The sequence below is a fragment of the Thermogemmatispora onikobensis genome, from assembly GCF_001748285.1.
Taxonomy (GTDB): Bacteria; Chloroflexota; Ktedonobacteria; order Ktedonobacterales; family Ktedonobacteraceae; genus Thermogemmatispora; species Thermogemmatispora onikobensis.
The window spans coordinates 1-13,778 of record NZ_BDGT01000020.1; the positions used below are offsets into that span (position 1 = coordinate 1).

The 13,778-nt window shown below is 58.9% G+C and carries 10 protein-coding genes and 1 pseudogene; 2 read left to right on the top strand and 9 right to left on the bottom strand.

Annotation, left to right across the window (positions count from 1 at the left end; translation table 11 throughout):
- Positions 1-929 (top strand): annotated as a pseudogene (locus tag BGC09_RS10490) (excinuclease ABC subunit UvrA); the annotation flags it as partial.
- 132 nt (positions 930-1,061) lie between these two features.
- On the opposite strand, the gene BGC09_RS10495 reads toward BGC09_RS10490, so the two are convergent.
- From BGC09_RS10495 to BGC09_RS10510, 4 genes are all read right to left on the bottom strand, one after another.
- Positions 1,062-2,039, bottom strand: coding sequence for an SMP-30/gluconolactonase/LRE family protein (locus BGC09_RS10495; protein ID WP_069803959.1), 978 nt, complete (start codon positions 2,037-2,039; stop codon positions 1,062-1,064).
- Positions 2,040-2,359: 320 nt separating this feature from the next.
- Positions 2,360-2,662 carry a hypothetical protein gene (locus BGC09_RS10500; protein ID WP_069803960.1) on the bottom strand — a complete coding sequence of 101 codons (303 nt, stop codon included), beginning with the start codon at positions 2,660-2,662 and terminating at the stop codon, positions 2,360-2,362.
- A 125-nt stretch (positions 2,663-2,787) separates the two neighbouring features.
- Entirely contained in the window at positions 2,788-4,323 is a 1,536-nt protein-coding gene (locus BGC09_RS10505; protein ID WP_069803961.1) for a hypothetical protein, read from the bottom strand.
- Positions 4,304-5,071, bottom strand: coding sequence for an ABC transporter ATP-binding protein (locus tag BGC09_RS10510; protein WP_084658384.1), 768 nt, complete (start codon positions 5,069-5,071; stop codon positions 4,304-4,306). Before BGC09_RS10510 ends, BGC09_RS10505 begins: the two co-directional genes overlap by 20 nt.
- A 429-nt stretch (positions 5,072-5,500) precedes the next feature.
- Here BGC09_RS10510 and BGC09_RS10515 point away from each other — a divergent pair, with 429 nt between their 5' ends.
- Positions 5,501-6,616, top strand: a complete 1,116-nt coding sequence (locus BGC09_RS10515; protein ID WP_069803962.1) for a helix-turn-helix domain-containing protein — start codon at positions 5,501-5,503, stop codon at positions 6,614-6,616.
- A 1,449-nt stretch (positions 6,617-8,065) separates the two neighbouring features.
- On the opposite strand, the gene BGC09_RS23410 is transcribed toward BGC09_RS10515, so the two are convergent.
- The 5 genes from BGC09_RS23410 to BGC09_RS10545 all read right to left on the bottom strand — a co-directional run bounded on the left by BGC09_RS23410 (position 8,066) and on the right by BGC09_RS10545 (position 13,672).
- Complete coding sequence (locus BGC09_RS23410) at positions 8,066-8,194, bottom strand: hypothetical protein (RefSeq protein ID WP_275935507.1); 129 nt, start codon at positions 8,192-8,194, stop codon at positions 8,066-8,068.
- A 357-nt stretch (positions 8,195-8,551) separates the two neighbouring features.
- Positions 8,552-10,087 carry a glycosyltransferase family 4 protein gene (locus tag BGC09_RS10530; RefSeq protein ID WP_069803965.1) on the bottom strand — a complete coding sequence of 512 codons (1,536 nt, stop codon included), beginning with the start codon at positions 10,085-10,087 and terminating at the stop codon, positions 8,552-8,554.
- A gap of 215 nt (positions 10,088-10,302) precedes the next feature.
- Positions 10,303-11,172 (bottom strand): peptide chain release factor N(5)-glutamine methyltransferase, encoded by an 870-nt coding sequence (gene prmC / locus BGC09_RS10535; protein ID WP_069803966.1) that lies wholly within the window; start codon positions 11,170-11,172, stop codon positions 10,303-10,305.
- 76 nt (positions 11,173-11,248) lie between these two features.
- Positions 11,249-11,656, bottom strand: coding sequence for a DUF2203 domain-containing protein (locus tag BGC09_RS10540; RefSeq protein ID WP_069803967.1), 408 nt, complete (start codon positions 11,654-11,656; stop codon positions 11,249-11,251).
- A gap of 72 nt (positions 11,657-11,728) precedes the next feature.
- A complete protein-coding gene (locus tag BGC09_RS10545) occupies positions 11,729-13,672 on the bottom strand; it encodes a hypothetical protein (RefSeq protein ID WP_069803968.1) in 1,944 nt (647 codons plus the stop codon).
- Between the last annotated feature and the right edge of the window lie 106 nt (positions 13,673-13,778).

Genomic DNA, 13,778 nt, shown 5'->3' on the forward strand with positions numbered 1-13,778 from the left:
GCGTCTCCGGCTCGGGCAAAAGCTCGCTGATGATCGATATTCTTTATCGCAAACTGGCGCAGGCGCTCAACCGCGCCCACGAGAAGCCGGGAGCCCACGACCGTATCGAGGGCATCGAATACCTGGACAAGGTGATCGATATCGATCAGTCGCCCATCGGACGCACGCCGCGCTCAAACCCGGCAACCTATACGAATGCTTTTACGGGCATCCGCGACCTGTTCGCTCAGGTGCCCGAGGCACGTCTGCGTGGCTACCAGCCAGGCCGCTTCTCCTTCAACGTCAAGGGGGGGCGCTGCGAGGCCTGCAAGGGCGAGGGTATTGTACGCATCGAGATGAACTTTTTGCCCGATGTCTACGTGCCCTGTGAGGTCTGTCACGGGAAGCGCTACAATCGCGAGGCGCTAGAGATCCGCTATAAGGGGAAGAACATCGCCGAAGTGCTGGATATGACCGTCGAGGATGCCATGCACTTCTTCGAGCACGTGCCGACGGTCTACAGCAAGCTGAAGACGCTCTACGATGTTGGTCTGGGCTATATCCGCCTGGGCCAGCCGGCGACGACCCTCTCCGGCGGCGAGGCGCAGCGTGTGAAGCTGGCCACAGAGCTGTCGCGCCGCGCTACGGGTCGAACCCTCTATCTGCTGGATGAGCCGACGACGGGGCTGCACTTCGCCGACATTGAGCGCTTGCTCAACGTGCTCCAGCGCCTGGTCGATGCCGGCAATACGGTGCTGGTCATTGAGCACAACCTTGATGTGATTAAGTGCGCGGACTGGATCATTGATCTGGGACCGGAGGGCGGCGAGGCCGGCGGCGAGGTGATTGCCGAGGGCACCCCCGAGGAGGTGGCCAGGCAGGAGCGTTCTTACACCGGCCAGTTCCTGAAAGAGATCTTCGCCCGCGAAGGCCGGGAGGTCAGGATCTGAGGGCTCCCTCCCGGTCCTTCGCCCCTTGCTTTTCTGCCGCTCAGCACCCTCCAGAGCGCTGCGAGCGCCTGGGACTTGTGCAGCAGCAGGGCCACCCGTTGTCTCCCTGTCCCAGTTCCCTATTAGTGGCCGCTAGCTGGTCCAATGGCGCATCGGCAGTCCAGGCACAGGTGAGCGGAAGGTGGGCAGGCGTGACATCGCCAGCGAGCCAATGTAGACGGTCCGCAGGTCAGGCCCTCCAAAGGTGATGCTGGTCAGCGATTGGAGCGTCTGCCCGGCACAGGCGGCCATGTCGGCAGGGGTAGCCGTGCCGTTGGCGATTTTCTCTTCGAACGTTGACAGGACCTCCTCGTTGGCCTCTTCGAAGACGACATGATAGTCACCGTCGGTGGTGATAATGCCGAGGCCGTTGCGCAACGGGGTCGTCACCCAGACATTGCCTTCGGCATCAAAGGCAAAGCCATCGACGACGGCCCCCAGGCCAAGACCATCGGGTCCAAAGACCTCTTTATCGGTCAGGCTGCCATCAGGCTGGACGCGGAAGCGCAGGATGCGGTTTTTCATGGTCTCGGCAACATAGAGAAATTCCTCTTTGGCATCCAGACGGATCTCGTTGGTGAAATAGATGCCATCATAGACGATACGGGGTCCCTTCTCGTCAAGCAGCACAATATAGCCATCGGGCCGTGGCTGTGCCGCGGCGGGCCACCACTGCTGCTCTCGCGTTGAGAAGGCCAGCCAGAGGCGATCTTTGCTGTCGATAAAGACATAGTTGGCGCAGGTGGTGGGAACGCCATCGATCTCGGTCAGCACCTCCTTACTGCGGCCATCGGGATAGAGGCGCTGAATATGCCCGTTGCCGATATTGGCGATGTAGAGCGAGCCATCGCGCGCCATCGCCAGGCCATTGGGTTCGCCTCCCAGACCACCGAAGAATTGTTGGCCGCCATCGGGAGCAATGCGCATGACTCCGCCGCGACCGTCTGAGGTCCAGAGGGTGCCGTCCGGCTGCGCGATGATCGACTCGGGGCGGACAAGGTCGTGGCCAGTGTAGGTGAGATCGCTCAGTTCAAGGCGAAATTCTTTGATAGGGGAATGGCTCTCGCTCATGGTGCTTCCTCCCTTTCTTCTTTGAAAAGGGTCCTGCTACCTGGACCAGTCGTTGATCGCCATAAGGTGACTGCCTTCGTCATGGCGCCGCTACTGGCCTCAGAGGCCGAAAGAGGCACACAGAAGTCGCTGCCTCATTCTGTGACAGATTGTATACTATCGCATCAGACTGATGCAACAGTATGGCACGGGCGCGAGAGCCAGCCCGGTTTCTCCTGCGCTTGCTGGAGTGCAGTACCCGGCGAGCAGCGAGCTGCAGCACAGTCGACCCGTCCTGCAGCCCGGAGCAGGGTAGTGCGCAACCGCGAGGGAGGACGCAGCTAGATGTTTGAGCGGGAGCCTCTGCTCGTGCCGCCCCTGCCCAGACCCAGCAACCAGGCCGGGACGGTGCAGAGCAGGGCCAGAATGATTCCAATGAGAGCCATGTTCTTTAGATCCAGGGCTATGCTAAAGGATGGGCCGCCCTCGAGCTCGGCGAGTGGTAGCGAGAAGAGCACCAGGTGAAGCGACTGCCCCGTCAGCATCCCATAGGCCGTCAATCCTGCCACTCCCAGGAGCAGCAGAAGCAGAGCCGCGAAGATTCCAAACATTACACATTCAAACACACGTCTGACCAGTTGCATAAGGATCACTCCTCTCCTTCTTCCTTGTGCCAGTGAGCGAATCAATCTGCGCCAACATCAGCAAGCTATAAGAAATGCTCCTTTTCTTCTCTTCCAGAGCCAGTCTGTGCTGATGGCTTCTTCGTTCAATCACGCTCGTGCTCCAGGCGGGTGGTTCCCAGCCAGAGGCTGCCTCTGTAGAGCGCCAGCACCAGCAGCAGGGCGAGGGTGACCTCGATCAGCAGCTGCCCCCAGCTGCCACCAGGCAAGGCTGGCAGCATTCCCTGTATAGAAATGTAGAGGATGGATAGAGGCAGATCGACGAGAAAAAGTGCACAGCCCAGGGTCAGCATGCTCAGCGGATCATCGGGGGAGTAAGGCAGCAAAATGCCCATGAGGAAGCAGAGCGGCGTCACCATGAGAGCAGGTGGCAGCCAGAGCAGCAGCAGACCGGGCAGGCCGGCTACCAGCAGCAATACCAGGGTTGCCAGTAACCAGAGGAACAGCGTCAGCCCCAGGCAGGTCCAGAACTTGGCGGAGAGCAAAAGACGCAGCTCAAGCGGCGTCGCAGCCAGCAGGCGGTAGGCCCGGCGATCGCGCCCCCATGAGGACTGGCCGAAGCCGGCCAGCAGCGGTAAGAACAAGGGCGGGACCACCTGCGCTAGCGTCAGGTGGAAGAGGGGATTGGCCGCGCGTGTCAGGAGCAGGCCCACCAGTGCGACCAGCCACATCCCAAAGATCATCACTCCGTCGATGACCAGGTAGGGAGAGCGACAGAGGCTCTTCAGCTCGTAGAGGCAGGCTGTCCACCAGAGAGGTGGCGCGAAGGGAAGCCGACGCAGGGGGGCCCACTGACCGCGTGTGCCGCTCGTCAGGCGTTCGCAGCCTTCCAGCAGCAGGGTATAGAGTAGCCCAGCCAGCAGCGTCGCGGCCAGCAGAAGCGCGATCCCACTGAGGATGGCCTCCGGACGCGGCTCCAGAACAAGCGCCATCCAGCGGGCCGGCCAGAGCAGCGTCCAGAGCGGCAGGGGACTCGACAGGGCCGGCAGTAGCGTGAAGATGGGCGCTTCCAGTAGGACCAGTCCCAGGGCCAGGCTTAGACCCAGCACGCTGAGCCGTACTCCTTGATGCTCTCCGCCGAAGAGACGCAGCGCTCCATAGAGCAGCGCCTGATGAAAAGCCAATGTCAGGAGATTGTAGCAGAGAAGGGCTAGCACAAGCGCCAGCACAAGTTGGAAAGGGGTAATCAGGCCCAGGGTCATCAATGCTAACAAGGCTGGTCCCCAGAGCAAGCCCTGGACAACCAACAGTGTCAGTAAGCCCGGCAGTAGCAAGCCAATTCGCAGCTGCAGCGTCGACAGAGGAAGTGGCAGCATCATGCGCCTTAGCCGCGTATCATCGGGCGAGAGCATGATAATCAGAGTAAGAATGATAAATGAGAAGACGAGGAAGAAATTGCAGAGACTCAGCGTTATCAGTGGCCGTAGCAGCTCTCCCAGGTCCCCTTCTGGCAACAAGCTCTCGCCAAGCTTGTGGAAGAAACTATACGTCAGCAAGCCAATCAAAGGCAGGGCCAGGAGCAAGAGCGGGAGCAGCAGCCACAGCCCCGGGAGACGGCGCAGTAGCTGAGCCAGGCGATGGCGCCAGGTTGTGATCACCAGTCTAGAAACGTGCCAGAACACGATCAAGCTCCTTCTCCTGCTGAGCCAGCCCGAGAGCCTGTAGAAAGGCCTCTTCCAGGTTGGCAACACCATAGTGCTCTAGTAAGGCCCGCTGGGTACCCTGGGCCACCACCTGGCCCTGATGGAGCAGGATCACCTCATCGCAGAGGTCCTGAGCCATGAGCAGGTCGTGCGTGGAGATCAGCACGCCTACCTCCCGTTCTCGCAGCCGACGCAATAGACGCTTGACCAGAATGGTCATCTCGGGATCAAGGCCCGAGAGCGGCTCATCGAGCAGCAGCAGGCGCGGCTGATGGAGGAGGGCCGCAATGACCTGCAGCTTCTTGCGCTGGCCGTGTGAATAGGTCTCCAGGAGGTGGTGAGCCTTCTCTTCAAGCCGCAGAAGGGCCAGATACTCCCTGGCCAGATTCCACTGTTCTTCAGAGAGGCCATAGATGCGACGGAGGAACTGGAGATATTCGAGGCCGGTGAGGTGCTCGATCACATCCTGGGAGTCAGGAACAAAGCCAAAGAAGGCTTTCTTGCGCGCGGGCACGCGCTGAAGCTCTTCGCCATTGAGGAGAATGGAGCCGCTCGTCGGTGGTAGCAAACCGACGAGCATTGAGAGCAAGGTGGTTTTGCCCGCTCCGTTGGGGCCAAGGAGGCCCACAATCTGACCTGCCGTTACCGTGAATGAAACGCGATCGACGGCTGTGAAAGTACCGAAGCGCCGGCTAAGCTGGCGTACTTCGAGCAGCGATGCTTGCATCCTACCTGTTTCCCTCCTTGCATGCGAATGAAGCTAGAGTAAGCTCTAGCTCTGATTGGTAGTAAGAGTGGGGAACGTGTCCTTACGTCTCTGGCGTCGCTGCCGTCTCGAACAGACCTGGCATCCCAGTGAGCGTTGTGTTTTTTCAGCTCCTTTCCGCCGGCTGCTCCTGATTGCAATCCTCTGCCAGGACTCTCTCTTTGGTTAAACGTTTCACTCTCGCTTTTTCCAAGCGCTACGCGGGTAGCTCTTTCTAAGAGGATACCATATCTTCTCTGGAAGCAGTTGCTCCTTCCTGATGGAATGACATCGAGATAGCGAAGTTGAAATATAGAAGTTCATGCTTTATAATCCTCTGCAGAGAGCAGATCCCTGCACTCTCCAATTTTCTGCTATCAGACCGCGACAGGGAGGTCGGAGGCGATTGCCATGAAGCGCGAAAGGGGCCAGCGCTGGGAAGAGAACAGCGCTTTGAGAAAGGCGCGCGAAGAGCGTGGCTGGAGCCGTGAATATCTGGCCAGTGTGCTTGGCACCAACGCCTTTACGATCTACCGCTGGGAAAGTGGTAGGGCCTATCCAGGTCCCTATTTCCGTCAGAAGCTCTGTGCTGCCTTCGGATACGAGCCCACAGCTCTTGGCCTCACTGGCAGAAAGCGGCATGCCACTCCTCCCTTGGGGGAGCCGACGAACCCGCATCCGCAGCCAACACCTTCTTCCACGCCGCCTTTGTCTACATTTTGGTCGCATCTGCCCTTGCAGGGACGCACAGCTCTATTGAATCAGCTGCGGAATTCGCCACGCCTGGCTGCCCGTCTTGCTCCCCATCGCATTGTACCGGTGCCGCCGCTAGAGCCAGCAGCGGCTCTGGAATTGCTACGGATGCTCGCGCCTCAAGCTGTGAACCAGGAGCCAGCCCTGGCCATGCGCTTAGTCGAAGCTGTTGGCGGCTTGCCTCTGGCCATCTTACTCCTGGGCAGTCACCTCTATGAGGAGTCGCTGTACGAGCAACCGCGCCGTATTGCAGCGGCTTTTCGCTGTCTTCTTGAGCGGCCTGCTCGCTGGTTCTCGCTCTGCTTGCCAGCGAGTGGCAACCATGCCGGCCTGCTCAGGGAGAGCCTGCAGCGCAGTCTTGCTCGTTTGCCTTCCGCTGCCCTGGCTCTTCTCCATTCCCTGGCTGTTTTCTCTCCCCAACCTAACAGCTTTAGCGAGGAGGCTGCCGCTGCAGTTTGTCTGTGTGAGGCGACGACCTTCACTATGGCGCTCGATCTCCTCTGTGATAGCGGCCTGCTGGAATGTCGGGCCGCCCGTTATAGCCTGCACCCGGTGGTTGGCGCCTATCTTCGGCTTGATCAGCCCGAGCTGAGCGCCGCCGAGCGCCATTTAGTTGACTACTACGCCGCCCTGGTCCGGCAGCAGCTCGCTGCGGGCAGCCCTCCATCGCTCGTTGAGCAAGAGAATCTTCAGACCGCTCTGCAGCTAGCAAAGCAGCACACGCTATGCGCAGAGCAACATCTCCTGCAGGCGGCTCTCGAGGCCCTGGAGTAACGGCGTTTCTTTCTGAGCGGCTAGGCCCGCCGGACCTTCCAAGAACAGCGAGGGAGCAATCTGTTATGTCAGGACTGCCCCCTCTGCTCGCTGATCAGTCAGCGCACAGTCCTGCTTAGAACGCCAGGGCCTGCCCCCGTCGGGGTGGACCTGGCTGTAGCGGTACCACTGCAATAGCTTCTTTTGGTCCCAACTAGCCTGGCCCGGTCGTCTCCACTTTCAGCCCCTCCAGCACTGCCCGCTAGCGCCTGGACTCTGCTGATGGTCCATCCGCCAGTCTACCACGTTCGCTCAAATCCCTTGAGAAGCATCAGAAGGCTACCAGCGGTGCACCTGGCCTGCTGTTTATAGCGTTGCAGATGGGAGTATAAAAAGATCCCCCTGTTCGTCCACCGTGGCTGTCCAGGGGCTGGCTTCAGCTCCACCAAGCCCATAACCACATAGGAAACTGTTGTCCCAGTACACCCAGACTAGTGAAGCGGTGACTGTGAGTAGATAGTTTCCCGACGAGGCCGTAGCGTCTGGAGCAATAGCCCGAGCTGCCACAGAGCTAGTCTTCTGCTGAAGGGTCTTAGCAGTTACAAAGGCAATCCCTGGCGTCTTCCTCAACTTCGCTAAACTATATTTTTTCACCACCCCATGTGCTGTCTGTACCGTCTGATCAGGCTGGGGAGCAGAATCGGCAGAAACTCGAGTCACAGGAACGAAAGCGATGACAAGAGCAATCAGGACAGCCAACCCCCAGTGCTTTGGGCAAGGCCTTTGCTTCAACCAGCCCGATAGCTGCCACTTGCCGCACTTGACGCCGCTGACGACGGGCCCGCCAGGTCTTCACGCTCAGCTGGATCTCTCTGACAAGCAGGACGAGAGTCACCAGCAGCCCCACACTGAGCACCGGGGTCGCAGCTTCCAGGATCATTACCTGCTCCGGACACGGCATCTCAGGAACCTCCTTGGAGCGTCAAGAAAACAAAAAAGCCAGCTGCCAGTACAGCGACGAATACGCCTATCGCTCCAATCAGCTGCCCCACACGTTCCGGACCAGGTGGCAAACGCCACACTCGTAGCCAGAGGATCAGATCGCTGACGAACAGCGCCAGGAAGCAAACAAGAGGCAAAATTATGCGAAGCACGGCAGACTTCTCCTCTACAAGGGTAACTACAGCTCGCCAATCTCATAGTACGAATCCCTTCACAAGAGGCGTTCTCACCCCACAACCCTTGAAAGATGCATCTAAGGCAAGAATACCAGGTACTCATCTAGAGAGCCAGCGCCTTTACTAGTCTCCTTGCTAGTCTTCTTCTCTCATCCTCTCCTCACTTCATGTAGGGCCGCCAGCCCAATCTGGCCGTTACTGCTAACAATGTAGCCCTCTCCTATCTGCCGTTGCCGATCAGCCAGCACAACGTCTAGACTGTATTCCTGAGCCTTACGACTGTACGTAACTGTTACGTCTTGCTGCGATCCTGCGATCCCAATGGTTGTCTATAGCAGAGCGATAGAATCGTTTCCTGCTCCCAGCGCGGCCCCGTCTGACGATAGAGATAATAGCCTTCCAGCAAAGCATCAGAAAGCATCAATCCTCTTTGCTTCAAAAATTCCTCTACCTGAGTAAAACCTGGCATTGTCGTAAGCGCTGCTCTTCTAGCCTAACAGGCTTGAGTCTTTTGGCTAGTCCTTTTTCTTTGTGAGGTCCACAGAGAAATCCGCTATAGTGTGTCTGGCATCGCCTGCATTACCTCATGGGGCATAGATCAGCCTTCCCCACTTACCCCAGCAATCCGCGCGAGCAGAGTCTTCTTTATCACAAGCCCTGGTGATGATGGAACCGAGGGAATTCTTCAACAATTATGCTGATAAGATCAACCAAGTCTCAAAAAAACGTATCGAGGCATAGGCAATGGCCTTGAGCCAGCCAGGCTGGCTCAAGGCCGCTAATGCAGCTGATCTATTCCGGTCTGCAGTCGCCATTCACCTGGCTCCAGGCGAGAGGCCTCCTCGCTGCTTGAGGCTGGTTGCGTCCAGCTATTGCCGCTGACCTGATTCCTCGTTGAGGCAGGGGTCGAGGTCGAGGTCGAGGTCAGGTGTTCCGTGGGCAGTGTCGTCTCTTGCTCCTGAGTCGTCGCCGAGACGGCAGCGCCATCGGCATGGCCAGAAGGAGAAGAATCACCGAGTTGGAGGCGTCCCCCGCGCTGACGTTGGCGATAATCGATCCAGACGATCAGGGCCACCATAATCACCACTACCAGCAGAATACTGATAAACTTAAAGAGATGGGCATTTTGCCGATTGGCAATATCAAGCGACAAAATTGACAGGCCAGCCGCCAAAACCCCAAAGGCCAGGGTCACACCATAGAACAGATAACAGATCTGCTTCACCGTCAACCCGGCAGCCATCAGCCGATGGTGCAGATGCGTCTTGTCATAGTGCCAGGGGCGCTGACCGTGCCGCACGCGATTGATCGCCACCACCGCCACATCGAGAATCGGCACCCCGAGCAACATCAGGGCCAGGGCCAGCTTTGCGCCGCCAATCGTCGACATCACCGCCAGCCCCAGGCCCAGAAACATCGATCCTGTATCGCCCATAAAGATACGCGCTGGATTCCAGTTATGGGGCAGAAAGCCCAGCACCGCACCCGTGAAGATTGCCGCCAGTACCGCGATGCTCTCCTGATGGAAGACCCAGCTAATCAAAGCGGTAAACAGACCGGTGATCCCTACCACTCCAGCGGCCAATCCATCGACCCCATCGATCAGATTGACCGTATTCATCATGCCCACCATCCAGAACCAGGTAAAGCAAAGGGCAGGGATCGCCGCTAGCGTGATCGCATTATCGCGCACTCCCAGATAGACCAGGCCAGGAGCAAAAGGATTATTAAAGGAGAAGAGAAAGATCCCGTGAAAGCGGCCCTCCCAGGGCGCCAGCAGAATCGCCGCCGCCACCGTTTGCGCCAGCAACTTAATCAGAGGTTTCAAACCAATCAGATCATCGATGAGGTGGACCGTCACCAGGAGCAGCGAAGCCAGCAGGAACAGCCAGTAGACCGTACTCTCCACATACAGAGAGGTAGGGATATTGCGCGCTGGCGTATAGAAGAGCAGCGAGGCCACCACGAACGAGAGAAAAATAGCCACGCCTCCCAAACGAGGGACAGGGACCGTATGCACACGGCGCTCCGAAGGATAGTCGAGCCAACCCATACGGCGACAGAGCGCTCGCACGACAAAAGTCAGCAGATAGGTCAGAACAAAAGCAGCAATGCCTCCGAGCAAGGGCAGCGCCAGTGGAGGAAGCCAGGAAGCCACAGGCAGAAGCGCCGCCATAGTCAACTGCAAGTCACCGGCCTGGACCATGTACCGTCTCCTGTGAGGAGCCTGTCGCTGCTCCTCACCGTGTTCTTCATCTGCCTCTCCGTTGCCCTGGCCGGCCAGCTTCACCACTTCCAGTGTAGTGGCAGCCATCCAGGAAACACAACGGTAGTCCGATTATACGGACTCTATCAGAAGGAACGCAATGAGTTCCCCGATTTATACTAGTCCGGAATGGGAGAGCAAAGGAAAAGAGTATGCCCATCTGGCGTGCTTTCGTCTCTTACCCTTTACCCCGGTCGTCATTCTCTCTCCGTCCGCCGCGCGGGCGGCTACCCTCTACGGTCAGTCCGCAGAGAGAAGACGCCTCAGAAGGCCAGAATGAGGAGGCGCTCCTGACCCGCATAATCGCGTCGACAGGTCAGTCGCAGCGCAGGCCAGAGCTGGCGAGCGAGTGCTTCTAGCGCCTCACGCTGCCGATGGCCGATCTCTAGAAAGACCATCGCCCGCTCTTTGAGCAGGGGACGCTCGTGGAGCTGCCGGAGCAGGCGCTCCAGCAGCGCTAAACCGCGGGGACCGGCAAAGAGAGCCTCCGGTGGCTCAAAGTCGCGCACATCCGGGGCAAGCAGCTCTCGCTCCTCAGTGCCAACATAGGGAAGGTTGGCCACCAGCAAATCGACCGGCTCGGGCAGCGGCTCCGCCAGGTCACCCTGCAGCAGGCGCACGCGCTGACTGACTCCATGCCGCTGACAGTTCAGTTGCGCGACCTCTAGCGCCTCCGCCGAGCTGTCGCAGGCATACAGGTAGGGCAGACGCGGCTCACTCACCGCTAGAGCCACGGCGATCGCACCAGAGCCAGTGCCGATATCGGCCACGATCGGCACCTCTTCCCGCCTCAAGCGCTTCCGCGCTTCAGCAAGAACCTCCTCTACCAGGAGCTCTGTCTCGGGGCGCGGAATGAGAACACGCCGATCGACGAGCAGGTCCAGCCCGAAAAACTCCTTGTGACCAAGCAGATAGGCCACTGGCTCACCGCGTTGGCGCCGCTCCAGTAAAGCCGTCAAGCGTTGCCACTCTGCCGCTGTCAGCTCCCGCTCAGGATGAGCATAGAGGGCTGCGCGCTCCACGCCCAGGACATGGCCCAGCAGCACCTGCACATCACGTCCAGCCTCCTGAGCGGGTCGGCCAGCGGCCTGGAGCAGACGCCTTCCCCACTCCAGGGCCTCTCCGACCGTCATCAGCCTTCCTCCCTCGTTCGCTCCGACTTGTCTCGACTCAGCAGCCTGCTTCAGCCTCCTCCGTTCTCCCCCCGCTCTACTCCTGCTCCTCATCAAGCGGGCGTCGCCCCTGAAAGCCCGCATCAAGTGGATGCCAGTACTTGATGCGCTCTTCCCCCAGGTGCCAGCAGAGATAGACCTCCCGTCCCTCCCGCAGGCTCAAAAAGTCAACCAGACCCATATCGGGATCTTTCAACTCACAGCCCAACTCGCTAAGTTCCGCCAGTGCCTCCTGCAGCCGCCGCAGATGGAGCACCTGCGCTCGCTGAATCTCCATCATGGTCTCATTGACATCATGACCATTTTTCATGATACGCAGTCGGATCGCATGAGCACGCTCTTCCCCCTCCCTGAGCTGACGCCGCTGCTCCTGAATATGATGCAGGATCGGCGAGATGACCGGCAGTAGGGCCTCGGCCTCCTCGCGCGTAAAATAATGAGGCATCCCAACCCTCCTTCTTTTAGGACTACTGTCACTCCAGCTGTCTGCCCTGCCGCTCTCCCCCCAGACCCGCGGCTAGCGACCAGCGGAGGGAGTGCCCTTGCTCGCAGGGGGCAGCGTAGGAGTCACCTGCGGCGAAGCCGTTGGTGGCGGGGTCGCCGTTGGTCCAGCGAGCTGGATGCTCACATCATCGAAAGTCTTAAAGACCATCACCTGCCCACCGCTATCATAATAGTCGCCTTTGACTACATCCCCAGGCTGCACCAGCGGCAATTTCGGCGAGAGCGAGAGATTAGCCGTGAAGATGTACGGCTGGCCAGCAAGCTGCAGGTAAAAGATTGTGTTCGACCCCTCCTGTACGGAAGCAATGCGCACCACCTTGCCTACCACGCTCTTGACGGTGCCGCTGGTGGGGCGGTTGGCGGCTGACGCCTGCTGCGTCAGCCATTGCTGATAAGCCTGCAAGGCGCCGCTCAGCGTCGTATCGTACTGGACATTGCTGCCATTGAGGTTGCGTGCGTCCACAATGCCCACCGCCTGAAAGATACTGCCGCTGCTGACATGTTGGACAAAGATGGCGACCCAGGTCGGTTCTCCATAGAGCTGATAGAGCTGTACACTATCAACATCGTAGCTGCGCAGATTAGCTCGCGTCGACTGAATGGTATTCTCGACATTGCTCCCGATGCCAATCCCCGTCAGCGGGTAGAACGTTCCGCGATTCGTATGGGTATCAAAGAGAACGATGCCCGTACTGGAATTGTCATTGAGCGACGAGGAGGTCATGGGCACCAGCCAGACCGGCTGATCAACACTGTTATAAAGCAGCTGGGGCTCGCTCGCCGGCACCTGCTGATTGGCGCCCGAAGGATTGAACCAGGGAGCGGCATGGTAGAGACCCCACCACTGCAGGTACTGCGTGACGGTCGCCGCCGGCATGACGCGATCCACCCAGCTCGGAACCTCCTGGGGAAGATAGCGCGTGATCTGGCCAGTATGGGCATCAACCAGCAGGACCTCGCTCAGGACGTCACCGGTATAGCCTCGCGAAGGCTGCATCAGCGAGATGGTCCAGTAGGGATGATAGCGGTCATCCAACTCTAACGTTGGATCAACCAGACGCCCATAGGTGTAGCCGCTCAGATAAACGTGACGCAGCAGATCCTGATTGAGCAAAGCCCCCGGCAAATAGGCCAGGGTCTTATCTCCCCCAGTCATCAGCCGCGGAGTCGCTTCGGGATTCTCAGCATCGACAACTACAAAGCCAGGAGTATGGGAGTTGGAGAGATTGACAAAGATGTTGTTGTAGCTGAGCGGCGCTACGTAGTAGAGGTGATGGTTGATGGACTGCAGTGTGTAGCTGTTAGGATCGAGATTGTAGGTCGATCCGAGATTCTGGCCGGTAGCCCCCAGGATCTGCTGCCCCTCGTAGGCCGCTACACCTGGACTGACCAGCACAATATGGTTGGGATCAGTCGGCGGCAGCGTCGGCGAGTTGGCCGCTTTGATCTGGGGAATGGCCGCCAGAGCTTTGGCATTGCTGTCAAACCAGGTAGTGAAGACGACGATGAGTCCCGAAACCACCAACCCCACGATCCCCACTACTACCAGCCCAAAGAGGCCAGCCGCCACGTTCCCACGCGCAACAGCCTGACTCTGCTTGCCCACCTCCTCCTGTCGTGCCCCTTGTCCCCGCGTCACCCGGCGTCTCTCTGTACTCGTCGCCGTCTCCTCCCCTACTCTGAGAATCGGACGCAACAGCGATAAGAGGTTCGCCAGGCTACTGATCGCCAGCGGCCAGAGCACCCACTGCCAGCCCCCTAGCGGTCCAGTCAGCGCCGGAAGTTCAAAATAGACGAGTAGAAAGCAAAAGAGGACGTTGAAGAGGAAATAGCTCCCGAACCAGCGCAGAAAGCGGCGGGCCTCAAACGGCTCCCGCCGTCCAAATCCCAGGCGACCCACCGTCAATATAGCCATGACAATCAGCGCCCCGCCGATTGCCAGAAGGACCGTAATCATCGCACGCTCCCTCCTGCCTCTGCCTCCAGCAGGTAAACCCACGTAGTGATCTGCTCTGCTCACTGGTAAAGCGAGGGATCTGCTCAAGCTCGCGGCCTGCTCTCGC